Source organism: Bifidobacterium sp. KRGSERBCFTRI (assembly GCF_025908335.1).
This window is the reverse complement of sequence record NZ_CP109653.1, coordinates 2,856,273-2,878,271: the sequence shown is the minus strand read 5'-3', so window position 1 is coordinate 2,878,271 and position 21,999 is coordinate 2,856,273. Positions and strand designations below refer to the sequence as shown.

9 protein-coding genes are annotated in these 21,999 nt (G+C 63.5%); 3 read left to right on the top strand and 6 right to left on the bottom strand.

Annotated features, from left to right (window positions below):
* Positions 1–122 precede the first annotated feature (122 nt).
* The 3 genes from rpoB (at position 123) to OGI63_RS12265 (ending at position 8,527) form a co-directional block, all read left to right on the top strand.
* Positions 123–3,683 (top strand): DNA-directed RNA polymerase subunit beta, encoded by a 3,561-nt coding sequence (rpoB, locus tag OGI63_RS12275; protein ID WP_004218271.1) that lies wholly within the window; start codon positions 123–125, stop codon positions 3,681–3,683.
* Positions 3,684–3,743: 60 nt separating this feature from the next.
* Positions 3,744–7,781 (top strand): DNA-directed RNA polymerase subunit beta', encoded by a 4,038-nt coding sequence (locus tag OGI63_RS12270; protein ID WP_004218268.1) that lies wholly within the window; start codon positions 3,744–3,746, stop codon positions 7,779–7,781.
* Positions 7,782–7,912: 131 nt separating this feature from the next.
* Positions 7,913–8,527 carry an FHA domain-containing protein gene (locus OGI63_RS12265; RefSeq protein WP_004269223.1) on the top strand — a complete coding sequence of 205 codons (615 nt, stop codon included), beginning with the start codon at positions 7,913–7,915 and terminating at the stop codon, positions 8,525–8,527.
* Between the two features lie 14 nt (positions 8,528–8,541).
* Here the strand turns inward: OGI63_RS12265 and OGI63_RS12260 are convergent, their stop codons facing one another.
* The 6 genes from OGI63_RS12260 to OGI63_RS12235 all read right to left on the bottom strand — a co-directional run bounded on the left by OGI63_RS12260 (position 8,542) and on the right by OGI63_RS12235 (position 21,675).
* Positions 8,542–9,189 (bottom strand): hypothetical protein, encoded by a 648-nt coding sequence (locus tag OGI63_RS12260; RefSeq protein WP_004218264.1) that lies wholly within the window; start codon positions 9,187–9,189, stop codon positions 8,542–8,544.
* Between the two features lie 266 nt (positions 9,190–9,455).
* Positions 9,456–11,945, bottom strand: coding sequence for a transglutaminase-like domain-containing protein (locus OGI63_RS12255; protein ID WP_004218263.1), 2,490 nt, complete (start codon positions 11,943–11,945; stop codon positions 9,456–9,458).
* Positions 11,942–13,135, bottom strand: a complete 1,194-nt coding sequence (locus tag OGI63_RS12250; protein WP_004218261.1) for a DUF58 domain-containing protein — start codon at positions 13,133–13,135, stop codon at positions 11,942–11,944. Before OGI63_RS12250 ends, OGI63_RS12255 begins: the two co-directional genes overlap by 4 nt.
* On the bottom strand, positions 13,122–14,360 hold the full coding sequence (locus OGI63_RS12245) for an AAA family ATPase (RefSeq protein WP_004218260.1): 1,239 nt from the start codon (positions 14,358–14,360) through the stop codon (positions 13,122–13,124). The genes OGI63_RS12250 and OGI63_RS12245 overlap by 14 nt, the downstream gene beginning before the upstream one ends.
* Positions 14,344–20,265 carry an Ig-like domain-containing protein gene (locus tag OGI63_RS12240; protein WP_004218259.1) on the bottom strand — a complete coding sequence of 1,974 codons (5,922 nt, stop codon included), beginning with the start codon at positions 20,263–20,265 and terminating at the stop codon, positions 14,344–14,346. The genes OGI63_RS12245 and OGI63_RS12240 overlap by 17 nt, the downstream gene beginning before the upstream one ends.
* A 6-nt stretch (positions 20,266–20,271) precedes the next feature.
* Positions 20,272–21,675 carry a serine/threonine-protein kinase gene (locus OGI63_RS12235; RefSeq protein WP_004218258.1) on the bottom strand — a complete coding sequence of 468 codons (1,404 nt, stop codon included), beginning with the start codon at positions 21,673–21,675 and terminating at the stop codon, positions 20,272–20,274.
* Positions 21,676–21,999 lie beyond the last annotated feature (324 nt).

Here is a 21,999-nt window from a genome sequence, read left to right as displayed (position 1 = left end):
GCGTATAGATTGTCATATAGCGGGCAGTCTGCCAGACGAAGCGCCCGTGTGCAGGCATATGGCGGCCCCCTCGCGCTTCCTTAACAATACACCGACCAAAGTGAGCGATTAAGGAACGTCCATTGTCACAGACTACGACGAATACCACCTCCGTCACCGCACGCGCAGATCAGCATGACATCGATCTGCACAAGGCTTCGGACCGTGTGAATTTCGGCTCCATCAAAGAACCCATCGACGTGCCGTACCTCCTCGGCGTGCAGACCGACAGCTTCGACTGGCTCGTCGGCAACGAGCGCTGGAAGAAGCGCGTGGAGGAAGACGAGGCGAACGGCACCAACACCGTGCCGCACGTCTCCGGACTCGATGAGGTGTTCCACGAGATCTCCCCGATCGAGAACTTCGCACAGACCATGAGCCTGACGTTCTCCGACCCATACTTCGAGGAACCGCGCCACACCGTGCAGGAATGCAAGGAGAAGGACTACACCTACTCCGCGCCGCTGTACGTGAACGCCGAGTTCGAGAACGGCGAGACCGGCGAGATCAAGTCCCAGACCGTGTTCATGGGTGACTTCCCGCTGCAGACCCCGCACGGCACGTTCATCATCGGCGGCACCGAGCGAGTGATCGTCTCCCAGCTCGTGCGTTCCCCGGGCGTCTACTTCGACCGTCAGCCGGACCGCACCTCCGACAAGGAGATCTTCGGCGCCAAGATCATTCCGAGCCGTGGCGCATGGCTCGAGTTCGAGATCGACAAGCGCGACTTCCTCGGAGTGCGCGTGGACCGCAAGCGCAAGCAGTCGGCCATCGTCTTCCTCATGGCGATCGGCATGACCCGCAGCGAGATCCGCGACGCGTTCAAGGATTACCCGCTCGTGCTCGATGCCCTCGAGAAGGAGACCATCGACTCTGAGGACGCCGCCCTCGTGGACCTGTACCGCAAGATTCGTCCGGCCGATGCCGCGACGCCGGAAGCCGGCCGCACACTGCTCGACTCCTTCTACTTCAACACGAAGCGCTACGATCTGGCCCGCGTCGGCCGCTACAAGATCAACCGCAAGCTCGGTCTGGAGAAGGATTACAACGACCGCAGCCTGAGCCGCGAAGACATCATCGCCACGATCAAGTACCTCGTGACGCTGCATGCCGGCGACGCCACCTTCCCGGGCAAGCGTGACGGCGAGGACGTCGAGCTGCGCGTGGATGTCGACGACATCGACCACTTCGGCAACCGCCGCATCCGCCAGGTGGGCGAGCTGATCCAGAACCAGCTGCGCACCGGTCTGAGCCGCATGGAGCGCGTGGTGCGCGAACGCATGACCACGCAGGACGCCGAGGCCATCACGCCGCAGTCACTCATCAACATTCGTCCGGTGAATGCGACGATCAAGGAGTTCTTCGGAACGTCCCAGCTCTCGCAGTTCATGGATCAGAACAACCCGTTGGCGGGCGTCACGAACAAGCGCCGTCTCTCCGCGCTGGGCCCCGGCGGCCTGTCGCGCGACCGCGCCTCCATGGAGGTGCGAGACGTGCACCCGTCGCACTTCGGCCGCATGTGCCCGATCGAGTCCCCTGAAGGCCCGAACATCGGCCTCATCGGCTCGCTGGCGACCTTCGGCCGCATCAACCCCTTCGGCTTCATCGAGACCCCGTACCGCAAGGTCGAGAACGGCCATGTGACCGACGAGGTCGTCTACATGACCGCTGACCGCGAGGTCGAGCACGTGATCGCCCAGGCCAACCAGAAGCTCGACGAGAACGGCAACTTCGTCGAGAAGGAAGCCTTGGTGCGTGACGCCGCCGGCGAGGCGGAGGACGTTCCGGTCGAGATGGTCGATTACATGGACGTCTCCCCGCGCCAGATGGTGTCGGTCGGCGCATCGCTGATTCCGTTCCTCGAGCACGATGAAGGCCACCGAGCGCTCATGGGTACGAACATGCAGCGTCAGGCCGTCCCGCTCATCAAGTCCGAGCGCCCGCTCGTGGGCACCGGCGCCGAATGGCGTGCCGCCGTCGATTCCGGCGACGTCATTCTGGCCGAGAAGCCGGGCGTGGTCATTTACGTCTCCGCCGACATCATTCGTGTGATGAACGACGATGGCACGACCTCGAGCTACAAGCTGGCCAAGTTCCAGCGCTCCAACCAGACCACCTGCTATAACCAGGTGCCGCTCATCCACGACGGCGAACGCGTGGAGAAGGGCACCGTGCTGGCCGATGGCCCGGCCACCGAGAAGGGCGAGATGGCGCTTGGCAAGAACCTGCTGGTCGCCTTCATGCCTTGGAACGGTTACAACTACGAGGATGCCGTGATCATCTCGCAGCGTCTGGTACAGGACGACACGCTCTCCTCGATCCACATCGAGGAGTACGAGATCGACGCCCGTGAGACCAAGCTGGGCGCCGAGGAGATCACGCGCGACCTGCCGAACGTGGGCGAGGACGCCGTGGCCAACCTCGACGAGCGTGGCATCATTCGCATTGGTGCAGAGGTCGAGGCCGGCGACATCCTCGTGGGCAAGGTCACCCCGAAGGGCGAGACCGAGCTCACGCCTGAGGAGCGTCTGCTTCGCGCCATCTTCGGCGAGAAGAGCCGCGAGGTGCGCGACACCTCGCTGCGCGTGCCCCACGGCGAGACCGGCACCGTGATTGCCGTCAAGGAGATCACGCGCGAGGATGCCGAGGAGGACGGCGACGAGCTGCCGAACGGCGTGAACCAGATGATCCGCGTCTACATCGCGCAGCACCGCAAGATCACCCAGGGCGACAAGCTCTCGGGCCGTCACGGCAACAAGGGCGTCATCTCCCGCATTCTGCCGGAAGAGGACATGCCGTTCCTGGCGGACGGCACCCCGGTTGACATCATGCTCAACCCGCTCGGCGTGCCTTCGCGAATGAACCTCGGCCAGGTGCTCGAACTGCACTTGGGGTGGGTCGCCCATGCCGGCTGGGACATCTCCCTCGATCCGGATATGGAAGCCGAATGGAAGAAGATGGTGCCGAAGGGCGCCGAGAAGGGCGAGCCGGGCACCCCGGTGGCAACCCCGGTGTTCGACGGCGTGCGTCAGGACGTGCTCAAGGGCCTGCTTTCCACGACGCTGACCGACCGCGACGGCAACAAGCTCGTCGGCGACAACGGCAAGGCGACGCTGTTCGACGGCCGTACCGGCGAACCGTATCCGAAGCCGATCTCCGTGGGCTACATGTACATGCTGAAGCTCCACCATCTGGTCGACGACAAGATCCACGCGCGTTCCACCGGCCCGTACTCGATGATTACGCAGCAGCCGTTGGGCGGCAAGGCCCAGTTCGGCGGCCAGCGCTTCGGCGAGATGGAGGTGTGGGCCCTCGAGGCCTACGGTGCCGCCTATACGCTGCACGAGATGATGACCACGAAGTCCGATGACGTCGATGGCCGTGTGCGTGTGTACGGTGCGATCGTGAAGGGCGACAACCTGCCGCCTGCAGGCATCCCCGAGTCGTTCAAGGTGCTGCTCAAGGAAATGCAGTCGCTGTCCCTCAACGTCGAAGTGCTCAACGCCGAAGGCGTGGCCATCGACATGAAGGACGAGGACGACGATCCTGTTTCCTCCTCCAACGATCTCGGCTTCAACATCGGCGCCCGCCCGGACGCCGCCGCGAAGGCCGACCAGGTCGCTGACGAACCGGAATACCGCTGAACGGGCACTCCCGCACAGCTGTGCTAGGAACAAGACGATTTTCAACAGACAGGATATTACGTGCTGGACGTCAACGCATTTGACAAACTGAAGATTGGCCTGGCCACCGCCGACGACATTCGCGGTTGGAGCTATGGCGAAGTCAAGAAGCCGGAGACCATCAACTACCGTACGCTCAAGCCCGAGAAGGACGGCCTGTTCGGTGAGCAGATCTTCGGACCGACCCGCGACTGGGAGTGCGCCTGCGGCAAGTACAAGCGCGTGCGCTTCAAGGGCATCGTGTGCGAACGCTGCGGTGTCGAGGTCACCCGTAGCCGCGTGCGCCGTGAGCGCATGGGCCACATCGAGCTCGCCGCCCCGGTGACGCACATCTGGTTCTTCAAGGGTGTGCCGAGCCGCTTGGGCTATCTGCTCGGCATTGCGCCGAAGGAACTCGAGAAGGTCATCTACTTCGCCTCCTACATGGTCACCTCGGTGGATGAGGAGCAGCGTCATCAGGATCTGCCTGATCTGCAAGACGAGTTCGACCACGAGGTGCAGAATCTCGAACGTCGCCGCAACAACGAGATCGAGGAGCGCGCCAAGAAGCTCGAAGCCGACCTGGCCGAACTCGAAGCGGACGGCGAGGTGAAGGGCAGCGCCAAGACGAAGCTGCGCAACGGCGCGGAACGCGACATGGCGGCCATCCGCCAGCGTTACGACGACCAGATCAAGCGCATCGCCGCGGTGTTCGACAAGTTCAAGTCCCTCAAGCCGGGCGACATGGAGTCCGATGTGGACCTGTGGCGTGAGATGGAGGATCGCTACGGCGATTACTTCGAAGGCTGCATGGGCGCCGAGGCGATCAAGAAGCGCCTGCAGGACTTCGACCTCGAAGCCGCCGCCAAGGAGCTGCGCGAGGAGATCGAGACTGGCACCGGCCAGCGCAAGGCCCGTGCCCTCAAGCGCCTCAAGGTCGTCAACGCCTTCCTGACCACCGACAACAAGCCGGAGGCCATGGTGCTCGACGTGATCCCGGTGATCCCGCCGGATCTGCGCCCGATGGTGCAGCTCGACGGTGGCCGTTTCGCCACGTCCGACCTGAACGACCTCTACCGTCGTGTGATCAACCGCAATAACCGCCTGAAGCGCCTCATCGAACTCGGCGCCCCGGAGATCATGCTCAACAACGAGAAGCGCATGCTCCAGGAAGCCGTCGATTCGCTGTTTGACAACGGCCGTCGCGGCCGCCCGGTCACCGGTGCCTCGAACCGCCCACTCAAGTCCCTGAGCGACATGCTCAAGGGCAAGCAGGGCCGCTTCCGCCAGAACCTGCTCGGCAAGCGCGTCGACTACTCCGGCCGTTCCGTGATCGTGGTCGGCCCGTCGCTGCGCATGCACCAGTGCGGCCTGCCGAAGCCGATGGCACTCGAGCTGTTCAAGCCGTTCGTGATCAAGCGCCTCGTCGACCTGAACTATGCGCAGAACATGAAGAGCGCCAAGCGTCTCGTCGACCGCGGTGATTCCGAGGTGTGGGGCGTGCTCGAAGAGGTCATCTCCGAGCATCCGGTGCTCCTCAACCGTGCACCTACGCTGCACCGACTGGGCATTCAGGCCTTCGAGCCGATCTTGGTCGAAGGCAAGGCGATCCACCTTCCGCCGTTGGCCTGCGCCGCATTCAACGCCGACTTCGACGGCGACCAGATGGCAGTCCATCTGCCGCTGTCCGCCGAAGCCCAGGCCGAAGCCCGTTCGCTCATGATGGCTTCCGATAACATTCTGAAGCCCGCCGACGGCCACACCGTGACCATGCCTTCGCAGGACATGATCCTCGGCCTGTACTACCTGTCGACCGTCATCGACGGCGCCAAGGGCCAGGGCCGCATCTTCTCGTCGCTCGAAGAGGCGCAGATGGCCCTCGACAAGCATGAGATCGACATGCAGGCCAAGGTGCTCATCCGCCTGCCGCAGGACTTCGTGCTGCCGAAGGATTGGGAGCCGGGCGAGGTCCAGGTCATCGACCCGGAGCCGGGCAGCCCGGACGTGGTGAAGGAGGAGCGTTTCGCAGACGGTTCCGTGCTGTTCGCCACCTCCCTCGGCCGCATCCTGTTCAACGACACGCTGCCGGTGGACTACCCGTTCATCAACGAGCAGGCGCCGAAGGGCAAGCTCTCGAAGATCGTCGACGACATCGCGACCCGTTACTCCACCCAGCAGGTGGCTGCTACCCTCGACGCATTGAAGGATCTCGGCTTCACCCGCGCACCGTGGTCGGGCGTCACGATGGCGTTCTCCGACATCGTGGCCCCGCCGGACCGCGAGGAGATCATCAAGGGCTATGAGGCACAGGCCGCCAAGGTGAACAACCAGTATGATCTGGGCCTGCTCACCGAGGAGGAGCGCCGTCAGGAGCTCATCAACCTGTGGACCGAGTGCACCGACAAGGTCGCCGAAGCCATGCGCGAGAACTTCCATGACGACAACAACGTGAACATCATGGTGCAGTCCGGTGCACGAGGCAACTGGATGCAGATTCGCCAGATCGCCGGCATGCGTGGTCTCGTGGCGAACCCGAAGGGCGAGATCATCCCGCGTCCTGTGAAGTCGAACTACCGCGAGGGCCTGTCGGTGCTCGAGTACTTCATCTCGCAGCACGGCGCCCGCAAGGGTCTGGCCGATACGGCACTGCGTACCGCCGAGTCGGGCTACCTCACCCGTCGTCTCGTGGACGTCTCCCAGGAGATCATCGTGCGCGAAGAGGACTGCGGCACCACGCACGGTCTGCCCATGACCGTTGCCGAGCGTGACGAGAACGGCAATCTCGTGCTCGTCAAGGCGGCGGACGGCGGCCCGTACTCGCGTCTGCTCGCTCAGGACGTGCTCGACCCAGCCGACGGCAAGACCGTTCTGTACCACGCGGGCGACGCCCTCTCGATGGACGTGCTCAACGACCTCGTGGCACATGGTGTGGAGCAGGTGATCGGCCGCTCCGTGCTCACCTGCGAATCCAAGCGCGGCGTGTGCGCGAAGTGCTATGGCTGGTCGCTGGCCACCAACAAGCTCGTCGACGTCGGCGAGGCGGTCGGCATCGTCGCGGCACAGTCCATCGGCGAGCCTGGCACGCAGCTGACGCTTCGTTCCTTCCACTCCGGTGGCGTCGCCTCGGCATCCGATATCACGCAGGGTCTTCCTCGTGTCACCGAGTTGTTCGAAGCCCGTACGCCTAAGGGTGAGGCGCCGATCTCGGAGTTTGCCGGCACCATCAAGGTGCAGGACACCGAGCGTGGCCGTGAGGTCATTCTGCAGCCGGACGACGACTCGCTCGAGCCCATCACCTATCAGGTGACCCGTCGCGCGCCGATGCTCGTCAAGGACGGCCAGCACGTCGATCCGGGCACCCAGCTGGTCGAGGGTTCCGTGGATCCGAAGAAGATTCTGCGCATTCTCGGACCGCGTGCCGCCCAGATGAACATCGTGAACGAGGTGCACGACGTGTACCGTTCGCAGGGCGTCGACATTCACGACAAGCACATCGAGGTCATCGTGCACCAGATGCTGCGTCGCGTCACCGTGATCGATTCCGGTGACACCGACCTGCTGCCGGGTGAGCTCGTTGACCGCGCACGCTTCCGCGAGCAGAACAAGAAGACCGTCGCCGCCGGTGGCCGCCCAGCAGCGGGCCGCCCGGAGCTCATGGGCATCACCAAGGCTTCGCTGGCGACCGACTCCTGGCTGTCCGCCGCATCGTTCCAGGAAACGACTCGAGTGCTCACCGAGGCCGCCCTGAACGAGAAGGAAGACGACCTGAAGGGCCTCAAGGAGAACGTGATCATCGGCAAGCTCATCCCGGCCGGCACCGGTCTGGCGCGCTACCGCAACGCGACCGTGGAGCCCGACAAGGCGATCCGCGACACCATCTACCCGAACTTCGGCCTGGGCGACGGTTCGCTCGGTGGTGACCTCAGCGATGGTGATCTGGGTGACGTCGACTTCTCGAACATCGATTTCGGTGATCTGAAGCTCGGCGACGACTTCAACCCGGACGACTTCCTCGACGACAACGACAACCCGGTCGACTTCGGAGACGAGTTCCGCATCGACCCGGACGAACTCAAGTAGTCCGAGCCGACGTCTGACCTGAAAGGTCCCCACACCCATGGCGGGTGTGGGGACCTTTCACTGTATGCGGGCGCGGAATCTGCCCAAAAAATGGGGATCGAAGCCGGGAATGTGCCGCGGTGTGGTACAACATGGGTATGAGCAGAATTCCGTATCCACCGGCACCGGAGCCGGGTTGGTATGACGATGACGTCGACGCGGTGCCGGGGGTCGCGTTCCCCGCGTACGGAACGCAGGAGATGCGCCGTGTGCAGGCGCATAGACAAGATGGACAAGTGAGTGAGCAGCCCGAATGGCATGGCGAGCCAGATGACTACGCCGGGGAACCCGATGAGTACACGGCGGAACCGGGTTCGGAAGGCGATGCCCAGTGGGACGGCACCGTGCTCTCCAAACGATTCGCACGCGAAACCGAACGCGAAGCGGTGTTGACGAATGCGGTGACGAACCAGCATATCGACATCAATATGAACACGTTACTCGGGCGCAAGCCGTCGCACGACATTCCGGAAGGTTCGAAATCGGTGCGGCTCATAGACCCCACGCGTACGGTCTCCCGCAATCACTGCGCGATCAGCTACGGCGAGCATGGCACGCTCTGGTTGGAAGACATGGGCTCCCTCAACGGCACGTACGTCGTGCATGACGACGAGGAGATGCGCGTGAGCCAAGGTATGCCGGTGGAGCTCGATCTGCCTGCGAACATTCGCATAGGCGACCAGTTCTTCACACTCGATGCCCGCTGAACTGGCGTTGCCCTCTAACGTGCACGGCGTGCGGCGATTGCCTCGTTGACCTCCGTCTCATTGAGCGAAGCCAGCCAGTTGAGCAATTCTGGGTAGATATACGGATTTTGCACCAGATACACATGCAGATCCGGTGCGTACTGGGCGATGTCGTGCATCACCGCCGGATCAGACGTGGTCATGGCCAGCTGCGGCGTGAATTCGCCATTCGCACTGTACTGCGCATTCGGATTGCTCGCCGTTGCCCGATCAGGCTGCGTCGCCAGCGTGTGCTGTGCCGCCTGCGTAGATTGCGCTGGCTGGGTGAATCGCGTGGGGCGCGCCTGCACTGGTTGCTGCGCGCCCGAATTGCGCACCAGTTGTTCCACGGCGAGTTTCACGGCGCGCGCCGGTTCGGGGTTCCGCTGTCCAGACGGGGTCTCCGACTCGTCGAAGCGGTCTTCTACAGGGTCTGCGGTGGCGATGACGCCCATCTGCGCGAGTGTCATGCGCGCCCGTTTGTCGCCGAATTCGGCGAGCCAGCGCTTCAGTCCGGGGTAGGCGCGTGGATGCACCGCCACGTTGGCGCCGAACTCCGGGTTCTCGTAGGCGATTTTGGCGAGCAGGATCGGGTCTGCCTGAGGGTCTTGCACTGCGGCCACCGCCGTCTGATAGTCCACCATCGAGATTCCTTTCCTGCTCGCAGATGTTCGGCATGCGCAGCCCACGCACAGTCTCCGCATGTGGAGTCTTCCTCAACTCGCACGCCGCCATACTAGCATCAATCGCCGTGTGTGGCCGGACCGCCGCATATAGTGGACTCATCTGCATAAATAAAAGCATCCCACCTTGCGTAAGAGGGCAGCTTGTTCTGCTTGACCTGTTTGTTCGGTTTGATCTGCTTGCCCTGCGTAAAAAGGGACAGATTTGCGAACGAAGATGTCCCTTTTTACGCAGGGTGGTCGGATGTCTCTTTGTATGCATGGTGCCGGAATAGGCCGCGCAGACTCAGTCGCGTGCGCACGCGGCGCCAGAACGGCAGGGTCTTCAGCAATGCGGCGCGCATGCCATCCACAGACTCCCAATACTGTACGACCTCGCTTTCAGGCACAGGATTGCCCGAGAACGCGGCATAATCCGCCGTCTGCGCGCTGTGCCTGAGCTGCGCTTCGGTGACCGGCCCACGGCTCGTGTCGGAGGGGCTGGCGGTCGCTTCGGCAGCAGATTCCGCGGCGAAGGACCTCGCGATGGCATGCGCCTGCTCACGGCGTGTGCCGTGCACGGGAATGCCGCTTTGCATCGCGAATTGCGTGAGTGAACGCCAGCCGGACTCCACACGGTGATTCGTGCTGCCATTCCTGCGCAATCGCATGAGCAGCGCCGCCTTGACCGCAAGAATGCAGCCGCAGATGACAAGGAGAATCCACACGGGGGAGCCGTATATAGCGACGTCGCGCGTCACCGCGCCGATTTTCGACCAGACTCCCGAGGTTCGCGGGTCTTGGGCGTCGTCTCCGGAGAGCACGGTGCTTCCTGTGGCCTCCTGCTTGTCGCGCAGTGGATCGGTGAGGGGCAGTGGCGGTTGGCGCACGAGTGTCTGCGGATTCGGGGGAGTGGGATTCTGATTGTCTTCAGGGGTCTTCGTCTCCTGAGGCGTAGGGTGGAACGCCACCCAACCGTGCCCTTCAAGCGCGACCTCAACCCAGGCTTCGATGTCATTGCCGGTGAAGTCGGTTGTGGTGCCGTTCTCGGTTCTCTGTGTGCGGGCCTCGGTGATGTCGCCATGCTCGTCCTTGGGCACGAACCCAAGCACCACGCGCGACGGGATTCCCAAGGACCTCGCCATGAGGGCCATCGCCGACGCATACTGTTCGCTGTCTCCCACCATTGCGGTGCCGCCGAGCAGCTGGGTGATCCGGTAGTTGCCATGCCCGGCAAGCGAAGGGTAGTCGTCCACCAAACCGTGCGAGAACCACCCGTTGTCGCGCAGGCCGTTCGCCAATGCGAGCGCAGCCGCGCCAGCCGTGGGCTGACCTCCTGCAAAGGCCTCCGCCATGCGCCGCACGGCATTGGGAATGTCGCCGGCATCGGGGAGCGCGATGCGTGCGGCCTGTGTCTGCCGAATCTCATCATCACTGGGACGGCGTGCAAGCGTGCCGGTTTCGGTGTAGGCAAGTCCGGAACGTACGCCGGAAGTGAGCAGACCGGATTCGGTGCCCGTGTTGTAGTAGAAATCGTCGGCATTCGCATTGGTGGCGAAGGTGACCTGCGTCGCCGCGCCGGCAAGCGGCAGCCAATCGTCACGCATGCCGTCGCGCACGTCGAACATGGCAGTGAACCAGGTTCCGGAGTCATCGCCGTCCTGTGTGATTCGCAGACCCATGCGCGTGTAGTTCGAGGATGCGCCGGCAATCCGCGTGTTCGATAGATTCCACACATTGCCGTCGAACCGATCCATCACGGCGAGACGCACGCTGGCCCCCGCCGGCAGATTGCGCACGGTGAGCAGTGTGTCTGCCTTATGCTCCTTCAGATACGCGCGCATGCCCGACATCGGGCTCGCATAGTCGAAGGGCGCAAGCGGCGGCTCGTAATGGTCGCGCAGAATCGTTCGCGTGGCGTGGACGGGCAGGCATGCGCCTACGGCCACGGCGCCCGCCAGCAGCAACAGTGCGCCCGCACCGAGCCATCGTGACATTTCGAACAGTCGCCAGCGCCACGACAGCCAGACTACGGCGGCGAGCGCGCAAACCACGCCGCATGGCAGCCGAAGCACGCCTGCCGATGTGCCAAGCAGCGCGCAGACAGCGAAATCGCCGATCACAACCAATACGCTCAATGCGCTCCATCGCCGTTGGGGGAGCACGGCCAGCACGCCGCCAAGTGTGCACGAGAGCAGGCAGAGCGTCCATACGGCCATGAGCGAGCCATCCGCGGTGCCGGTCGGCGCCGGCACGGCGATGAGGAACTTGAACGACGTGAACATGGCGGAGCAACCTTCGGCGAGGGTCTGCCACGTCGGCAGCACGTAGGCCACGCTTGTGTGCGGCAGTGCGACCAGCGGGCCGATCACGCATTGCGCGAGCACGGACGCCAGAATCTGCCACCAGAACCTCAACCGGGGCACCAGCGTCATGAACGCGATGCCAGAACCGAGCAATGCAGCCGGAATCGCGGCGCGCGCCCAGCTGCCGGCCGAGCCGTACACGTCAATGAGATTCGCGCATGCGCACAGTACGATTGCCATCACCACGACAAGTGAGATGGCGGCATCGCGTGTGGCATGGCCAGCGGCATGTGCGGCATCGGCCCGACGCGCGTCGCGGGCGTTCATCGTCAGCCAGACGGGCATTTGCGTGGAATTGTCGTTGATCCACGAAGCATCGCCGCGGGTGCGGCCGTGTCTTGTCGCGCCAAAGGAGGAGGTCGGCGAAGTCATGAGAGCACCTCCATGAGTAGCGGAAGGTCGTCGAGCACGCCGACCGTGATGAACACGCATTCCGGCAGCGTGCGCACCGCGCTGCTCGCCCCGGCGACGACCTGCACGACCACGCAGGTCGCCGAATCCGGAATGGCGGCGCCAAGCCTGCGCAGATCGTCCACCTCATGCGCGGAACCGGCGACAAAGCAGTACAGCGATGCCTTGTCGCAGGCAAGCAGGGCCTCGCGTGCCAGATTCGCCAGCATGGTGCCCCCACGCGTTTCAGGTTCGATCTCACTGCACGTGTCGAGAAAGTCGGCGGGTTTGCGCGGCTGCACATGCAATCTGCCGGATTGCGCATACAGCGCACGCCGTTCTGACACACACTGCACGCCAATCGAGGCGAACACGCTCACCGCGAGTTCGAACTCCTCGGCGCTCGCATACGAAAACGCCGCAACGTCAAGACTCACCGACGAATCGGTGCGACGCGTGGCTTCGAATTGCCGGATCATGAGCGTTCCCGTTTTCGCGGTGCTCAGCCAGTGCACATTGCGCACGTCGTCACCATATTCGTATTCGCGCAGACCGAAGAAACTCAGGTCGTCATTGACGAGGTCGTCGCTCGGATTGCCCTCCAGATCACGTATGATTCCGGCGTGCAGTGTGTGCAGCGGCACGATGTCCGGGTGAATGTACACGCGGATCTGCTCGGTGAGACGATGCTCGCGCCGCACCAGGCCGAACGGGTCTCCTTTGCGCACCGACAATGGCCCGACTGTGACCACCGCGCGATGCGTTGCGGTGAGGGGAATCGCCGTCTGCTTCGACTGGTGGGCGCCGAGACTCGGTATGGCGAAGCGTTCATGGTGCCACTCGAGACTGCCGTAGTTGCTCTGGGATATCGGCAGATCGCCGCTCGCGCTCGCGGTGACGGAGGTGCTCGGATTCGACACGGTGACCATGGCGTGCATCGTCTGGTTGACGCTCACCCGCGTGTTCGATACCGAAAGCGTGGCCGTGAACGCAGTGTTGCCCACTGAAAGCGCCGCGGAGCTTACGAGCAACGTGGCGCACACGAGTGCGAACGCAAGCATCTCCACCCAACCCAGGCATAGGAACAACGCGAGCGTGAGCACGAACATGCCGGCCACCGCCCAGCCCAATGGCGATACGTATTTCCGTATGGCCATGTCAGCGCTCGCCATGCGTGGATTCGTGGGCTTCGTTGAGTCCCGTCTGCGGCACCGGCACGTCGTCGATGATCGCCTGCATTGCACTGTGCTGGCTCTGGCCGGCGAAGGTGGCATCCGGCGTGAGCGTCAGGCGGTGGGCGAGCACCGAGATGGCGAGATCCTTGACATCGTCAGGAATGACGTAGGCGCGATTGTCGGCCGCCGCCCACACACGGGCGCAACGGGTGAGCGCAAGCGCACCGCGCATGGAAGATCCGACGGCGACGAGCTCGCTGTTGCGCGTCTGCTCCACCAGCCGCAGAATATACTCGTAGATCGCGTCGTCGATATGCACCTGTTGCACGGCCTTGCGCATGTCGAGTATGTCATGGGCGCTCACAACGCTGCCGATGGTGCTGGCGCGATCGGTGATGTCGGCCTCCTTGAGCAACTGCATGCTCCGGGTCCTGGATGGGTAGCCGATCGTGGTGCGCAGCAGGAAGCGGTCCATCTGCGCTTCGGGCAGTGAGTAGGTGCCGAGCTGTTCGATCGGGTTCTGGGTGGCGATCACCATGAATGGCTGCGGCACCGTATGTGTGGTCCCGTCGACGGTGACGTGCTGCTCCTCCATCACCTCGAGGAGGGCCGACTGTGTTTTCGGTGAGGCTCGGTTGATCTCGTCAGCGAGCACGATGGACGCGAACACCGGACCTGGGCGGAACGTGAACTCGCCGTTCTTCTGGTCGTAGAAGGTGACTCCCACCACGTCGGAGGGCAGCAGATCCGGGGTGAATTGGATGCGTTTGAACGAGGTGTCGATGGATTGGGCGAGCGCTCGGGCAAGCTGGGTCTTGCCGGTGCCCGGGTTGTCTTCAAGCAGCACATGGCCGCCGGCAAGGAGGGCGGTGACGCACTCGCGAATCGTTTTCTCCTTGTCCACCACCACTTGCGATATGTTCGCCACGATGGCGTCGAACAGACTGTGGAACCGCACAATGTCGCCCTTGTGAGCAGATTCGCTCCGAACTGCGGTGGCATCTCGCTCGGTCGGCATATTCACGGTGCTCACGGTCTCGGTGACCGTCTGGACTTCGGTTCGCGACGGTGAAGCATGGACGCCTCCCAGCCGGGTGGCGTCGGAATCCGGCGCCACGTCCGCAGGCGTGTGGAAGCCCCGTCGTGAGAGGACGGTGGATTCGTAGCCCTCGTCCGTATGCTGTGCATGGGGTGCATCAGGCTGTTCATGCTTGGCTGTCATGGAACCTCTCCTTTGCAATATGATGCGGCTCGAGACTGTGATGCCCTGCCGGAAGTCGTGGTGTCGTGTGCCAGGCGATTGTGCGGGTTGTGGCCGCCCGGCGAATGCCCTGTACCGTGTGCTCTTCGGTGCGTGCGGCATAGCCGGCATCCTCGTTCATGGTGATGCTTGCGGTCCAGCGCAGATTGTCTGGGACTGTGCTCTCGCCGGGTGCCGGACGAACCGTGACATCGGTGTCCGGATTCCAGCGCGTGGTGAATCCGTTGCTGAACGACAAGGTGATGGTGACGGGCTGGCCGTAGTCGGTGAAGGCGCGCCCTGTGTTGCGCATCACGATGGCATCGCGGTTGTGCTGCGACCAGCTCACCTCGATTTCGTTGGCGTCGACGGTTGGCGCCACACGGTACTGGTGTGTGCTCGTTGCCCGTGCCGGTGGGCTGTAATGGCCTTGGAGCCGGGTGCGTACCTCGCCCGCAGGGCAGCGCTCCCACGGACTGAGCCGCACTGTCTCACTGCCGGCGGGCTCCCTGTTTGCATCGATGGAACCGAATTTCACATGAACGCCGTCATGCCTGCCGCGTGGCACCGACCATTCCAATATGCACTCGTCATTCCTGCCCTCCATGCGCACACTTGGCTCGGCAATGCCGATGGTGGGCTCGATGGTGTTCGATTGTCCCGTCGCCACAGTTGCGGGACGCCTTGATGTGTGCACGGTGGCGCTCACGCTCAACGGCTTGAAATACATGGCATTGTCGAGGGGAACCCTGAACCGCAGCGATTCGCACGATGTCGTGCCATGGGAGAGCTGGATGGAGGCGCACCCCGCCCTGCGCATGTTGCCGAGCGTCACGGTGCCGGTGATCTCATGGTCGTTGGCCTGCGTGATGCTCACTTGCGGGGCATCGGGGTCTCCCCACACGTCCCGGGTTGACACGAGTCGGCTCGGCACACTGGCTCCGACTTCGTTGTTCGCCACGACGGTGGCGGAGAAGGCGCTCGAGTCGGTGATCACGTTGTTGTCGATCTCGAAGGATGTGGCGAGCGCCGTCACCCTGGTGTTCGTCTTCGTCCAACCGTCGGGCCCCTGCAATTGCACGGTGTAGGAACTTGGGCGCGAGCCTGCGTAGTCCGGCTCGTTCCACGAGACCTCGACGCTGCGGTGACCGCCCCTCACCTGCACCTGTCCGGGGGGTTCCGGTGCCCGATTGGGTCTACCCGTCACCGCATTGGAGTCCGGCGACCAGCCTATGGCGTTGCGTGCCCGCACCGTGAACGTATAGGTGGTGCCATTGTGCAGATTCCCGATGCGGCATGATGTCACGTTTCCGCAGGATTGTTCGCCTCCCTGCCATCTCACCAGATAGTCGGTGATGGGCGAGCCGTTGGCGCTGCCGGTCGTCCAATTGAGTGTTACCGCTGAATCCTCGGGTTTTGCGGCCACGGGGGAAAGCAACGGGGCGCCGGGAACATTCTGCACGACGACTGTGAGCGTGGCGCTTACGCTGCGTTCCTCGGTTTTGGTGGCATCCATGACGGTGATCACCACATGGTAGGTGGCGGCTGGCATTGTTGGAGGCGCCGAGAGACGCAGAACGGTTCCCTCGGTTTGCATTTGCAGCGTGGAGTCTGCATCCGCGTTCGCCGAAACAAGGCTCAGCGGGGTTTGGGGGAATGGGTTGTACGCTCCTTGAGTCACATCGATGCCGGTGCTTTCACCGGGTTTGAGCCTGATGGTGGCGGGGTTGAGCCGGGCCAATGGGCGTGTGGACGGCACGGCCCGAACGGTGATACCGGCGTGGAGCGCACCATTGCCATAGTCGAGCGTGATGGGAATCGATTGGGTGGCACCCGGTGTGGCGGTGGCGTCGGCCGCCACGGTGAGTTTGCCGTCGGTGGTGAGTGATGTGGTGAAGGGTGCAGACGATTGACCTCCAGTGAACGAGTATGGTTTCCGATCCTCATTCGCCCCGCCTGAGACCAGTGCGTTGAGGTCGATCACCGTGGCGGCCTCACCTGCGACGACATCCACGGTGGTGCCTGCGAACGTCGGCGCGGGACGCGTGTTGCCGATTACGGTGATGGGCAATGTGATCACTGCCGTGTTGACGAATCTCACATTCGTGCCCCGGCTGCCGTCAGTCACGGTGAAGGTGATCGATGCCGGTCCGGAGTAGTCCCTTCTCGCGGTGAATCTGAGCGTTCCGCTGTTCACCACATAATCGTCGTTGTCGCTTTTCGTGGCACTCACCGACTCCGAGTTCGCCAGCATCGGCGCCTTGCCGGCCCCTACGCGTACGTGGTCGGCAAGCGGGATGGTGATGGTCTCCCCGGCATTGACCCGCAGAGGGGGTGCCTGAGGTCGTAGGGTTGGCGGGAACACGCCGTAGGCGGGAACATGGATGAATGCCGTCGAGGTGATGCCGTGCGTCGTGTTCGTTACCGTATAGGCAATGGCCCTCGCCTCATCGGTGAGATCGATGGAGAGCGTGGTGTCGCCGGTGGCACGCGCATGCTGGGCGGCGGACTTGTCCACATTCACTGCGAGCTCGTCGAGGCTTCCTGACGGGTTGGAGATCCATGCCGAGACATCCACGTTCACCGTCCTTTTGTCCACGGTGGCGCTTGCCGGCACCCGGTAATCGTAGGCGCTCGGCGGTTGGATGGGTGCGTTCGGATCGACGGTGACGCTCAGCAACCCGACATCCTTGACCCCCGCTGCGTTGCGGACCGTGTAGATGATGTAGGCGGTGCCGGTATGGTCGGGTGCGGTGAGCGAGATCATGCCGCCCTGCACCTTCACGTTGTCGATGCCTTGGCATTGCACGTTGTTCTCGAGCACAAGATTGCTGTTGTCAGACGCGATGTCGTTGCGCAGCACGGGCACGGTGGTCGAGGTTCCCGGGCGCAGTGTCACCGAGTCATCGCGGGCGTAGACTCCCGAATCCGCGCCGCTTTGGAACACGCCGACGCGAACCTGCGCTTGGGCGCGCCTGCCCGTCCAGTCCTCCACCGCGTAGCTGAAGGTGTCGGTGCCCACGGAATCGGCGAATGCCTCGTACACCAGATAATCCGCTCCGGTTTCCATCACGCGGCCGAGTTTGGGCGCATTGTTGCCCAAGCCGAGCAACTGCACGTCATCGCCGTCCGTGTCGATGCCGGTCACGCGAATCGGGATGCGGATCTTTCGGCCAGCAGCCACTTGCGCCTCGACATCGGTGGGTTTCGGCGCGGATTTCGATTCCGCGTCACTGTCATGCACGGCGAAGGTGACGACGGCCGATGACGCGTTGCCGAGGGCATCGGTCACCGTGTAGGTGAGCGGGTAATTACCCGACGTACTGGGAGCTTGGTACCGTACGGTGTTCGACGAGGCGAAGGCGAGCCCGCGGAACTTGCCCGCATCAGTCTTGAGGTTTCGGTCCAGCGCGAGGGCCGAGGCACCGGTGTACGAGACATGGTCGAGCACATCCACCGACACTATGCCCCCGGTGCGTACGGGTACGGTGATGTCGGAGGCCTTCGGCACGGAATCGGCACTGGTGAGCGCCGGCGGTTGCACCACGATGGTGCCGGTGGCGATGCCCTGTGCGTTCGCCACTGTGTAGTCGAGACTCACTGGTGCAGATGGCAGCGTCTGAGCCGTGATATACACGCGTTTATTTCCCACGATGCCCGCTTTGATGCCGGATTTGGCGTCGGCCCTGACATCGGTGACGGCCAGCACGCCGCCCATGGGGTCGACGTCATTGGCAAGCGGTTCCACGATGGCCGTCTTGTCGGCTCCGAGCAATGCCACGTCGTTGGCGGCGACCGGCCTTGCCGATTCCTCCTGGTCGGGTTCGACGTCTATGCGTGCCAGTCCCGAGGCTTCCACATCGCCTTGGACAATCGTGTAGGGCACATGATAGGTGCCCGGTTCGCTCGACTGGAAGGTGAACGACATGTCGGTGGCGCGCATGGTGACGTTCGTGCGTTCGGGATTGTCTACCCGTGTCAATTGCGGGGTATCGGCCGAGGTGGCGTGCACGACCTTGGACAGATCGACGGTCACTGCTGTGTTCGGCGTGGTGGTGCGGCAGACCGGATCTATGTTCGCCGCCAAGGTGTGCGGCGGACGGATGGTGAAGTACACGGTTGCCTCGGTGAGGTTCCTGCCGTCGGAGACCTGCAGCCGCACCGCTGCACGGCCTTCGCGCATCGAACCGGCGTGGAACACGAGTTCGCCGTCCGGGCGTGCGGAGACCGTCGCCTCGTCGGTGTTCTCCACACTGGCGCCGACCAGGGTGAGCGGATCGCCGTCTGGGTCGACGAAGCCGCCAAGCGCGTTCATGGTGTACGTGGCACCCTGTTCGACCTCGGTTTCCTCCGGCTGCTCCTTGCGGGTTGGTGTGCGGTTCTGGTCGCCGGCAATCGTCAGCGTCACGGTCGCCCTTGAGGATTGTCCGCGCCCATCGCCGATCTCATAGGTGAAGGTCGCGCGGCCGGGGTTGTGCGCGCTGACCTGCAGGAACCGGCCATCATATATGGCGGACGCCTTCACCGAATCATTCTCCGGCGAGCTCACTGAGGTGATGCGTAGCACCGAGCAGTCGGTCTGCTCGTCGTTGCGCAACGGGTCGATGACGGTGTTGGAGCCGGCGCGTATGCCGAACTCGTCGTCCACTGCGCGAATCTGCCCTGATTTCGTGGAGCATTCCCGTGCGAACGTGTGCTTCGAACTCGTGCTATCGGTGGTGGTGCTCGTCTGACGGCTGGTGTCGTTGTCGAGCCGCTTCCACTGAATCTGGATCACATCCGGCGAATCCGCCGGGTTCCATATGTTGCCGTTCGCGATGTCGTTGAGCACGACGAGCCTGTGGTTCACACGAAGGCGAAGATTGGCCGTCGCGGTGATCGCCTGCAGATCGAGCATATCGGGTTCGCCGTTCGCCGAGCAGACGGTGGCATAGTTTCGCGCGGTTTGACTCCATGCCCCGTGCACGCATCCGTTCACCGACACGGGTTGTGCGGCCTCGCCGGTGCCTGCGGTGCGGTGGATGGCGGGTTTGGCTCCCTCGTTGAGCGGCATCGTGACCAGTGCGCCCGGTGCGGCCGCCGCGACCCAACCGCGTTGTGAGCGGTCGTCGGTGTCGGCTGGAGGTGCCTGCAACGTCAAGGTTCCCACGCCATCCACGGTGATATGGCTCCGACCGAAGTACAGGCGGTTGCCGCTGCTGGCCACTGGTTGGCCGTCGACCACGGTGAAGGAATCCGCGGCAATGGGTTCGCCTTCGTTCAGTGTGACGATTTCATGCGCCGTGTTCGAACCAGCCCCGACGGTGTACACCTTTGCCGTGTGGGCGTCGAGGCCGTAGACGGTGCCGTCCGCGGCGATGGCGATTCGGCCGCCGGTGCCGAGTTTCATCGTCGCGGTGGCTGTGGTGGGGGAGAGGTGCGCGATGCCATCGGCTTTTCCCACCCATACCTCGCCGCGGTCGGCGTCGATGATCGCGGCGGTACGGCCACCCACCAGCGTGCGCATCGTGGAGGTGGTCGCGGTGGCGTCGGCGGTACCCATGGTGGATTGGTCGATGCCCGAGGCTTTTTGCGGCTCAGCCAGGATGACGTCTCCACCGTGCTGCGCGATGTCGAAGTTCGGCGACTGTGCGGTGACGCTCGCATCCGGCTCACGCAGCCGCACGTTGTAGCGGGCCGCCTTCTGGTCGGCCTGCGAGGTCACCCAGACGGTCCCGTCGTCGAGTTGCAGATGCCGTTGCGAGACCGAGTGCATGACGAGGGCTCCCGCGATGACGGCGAGCACGATGACGAGCATGGCCGCGGGCACCATCCACGTTTTGCCGCGACCGCGGAATATGCGCCGTGGCGAGAACTTGTGCATGCTGTTGCGTGGCGATTCGGTCATGTCACCTCATTTCCGTACCGCGCAGGCGATGGCGGGTTGTGCCGACATGCTGCGGTCTGCCCGCACAATGCTCACGCGCACGCACACCTGCGCCTGATCGGTTTGGTCAGCCGGAATGTCAAAGCCGGTGGAATCGACCACATGCGAGGCGCCCGGCGTGGTCGCGGCGCCGATACGCGACCACACGTAGGTGTCGCCTTCCCGTGGATCTGGATTCCTCCAATGGAAATGCGCGATGCCATTCTCGTCGAGGGTGCCGGAAAGCTGTTGCGGCGACGGCACAACGGATGCGCCGGGGGGCTCGTTGCCCGTGGGTTCGGGCCGTTCGCCGTTCTGGAGTGCGCCGTGGCTGCCTTCGACAACCGTCTGGTTTCCGCTGGCATGGGTGTCGAGCCCGGGCAGCACGAACCCCATGAACACCGCGAGGAACAGGGTGAGCAGCGCGACGGTGAAGCCCGCGACCATCCACGCCTTGCGGTGTTTGCCGCGTTGCCGTGCCGCCGGCGGACGTTCGGTGATCTGCCGGCGTGCGATGCTGGACGGATAGGGGTCTGCGCCCTCGACATTCACCGGTGTGGCGTGCCCATACAGGTCGAATTGCGCCTGCTGGAGCGCGCGGGCGAAAGCCAGTGCGGAGGGGTAGCGATCGTCGGCATTCGGCGCCATTGCGTGTGCCAACGTCTCATGCACCACAGTGGGAACGTCGTTGCGCTGGATCGTCGGCAGCGGTTGCGTCATGATGAGCCTTGCCAGCTCCTTCGCCGTCTTCGGGTGGTACCCGTATTCGAACGGGGAGGTGCCCACCAGTGAGGCATAGAGCACTGCGCCCAGCGAATAGATGTCGGCCGCCTCACCTCCCGCACCGCCCGTGCGCAGCGTCTCCGGAGGAGCCCACGGCAGGGAGTAGCCGGTGCTGCTGTGATCGTAGGCGGTGACGGCGATGCCGAAGTCGGCGAGCGTGGGCAACCGTTGCCAGGTGATGAGCACATTGCTCGTCTTGATGTCGCGGTGCACAATGCCGGCCCGGTGAGCGGTGGCGACTGCGCTGGCGAGATGGACTCCCATGGAGAGCATCTGCGGCACGTCGAGCACATGGTTGCACAGCACGTCCTTGAGCGTGCCGCCCGGTGCATACTCGAACACGAGGTAATAGCGGCCGTCGTCGGTGACGCCCGCATCGTAGGTGGAGAGAATGTAGGGGTGGCTCGACAACGCGGCCATGGCACGCGCCTCCGCGCGGAAGGCGTCTGCGATTCTGCTGTCCACCTGCTCGACGCTCACTTTGATGGCGACGTCGCGTTCTATGCCCTGTTGCCGGTAGAGGTAGACGGTAGCGGTGGAACCGTGCCCGAGCACGCGCACATAGCTGTAGCCGGCAAGGCGCGGTGGCTGGGGCACCTGCTGGGTCATGGCGGCTCCTTCGCTGGCTGTGTACCGGTGTCGGGGATTCTCCCATATGTAGATTATCGAAATTTGCGCTCGACTGCTTGCGCGTAAGCCGGCAATGAGACTGTCCCAACGAAGTGCGGCGTTTCGTTGGTCGTTTTGCGCCAATATGGGCAGATTGACCATGTTGGCGCATCGCATGCTGCAACATATTGCACGCCATATGAGCCGCGATACGATGCAAATGGGAATCCGGACGGACCGCTCGGTACACGGCGTTTCTTTGACGTGCGCGCAGGCCGTCCATACACTTGGAGAATCGGTGTGGAGGATGCCGATGAGGGCGAG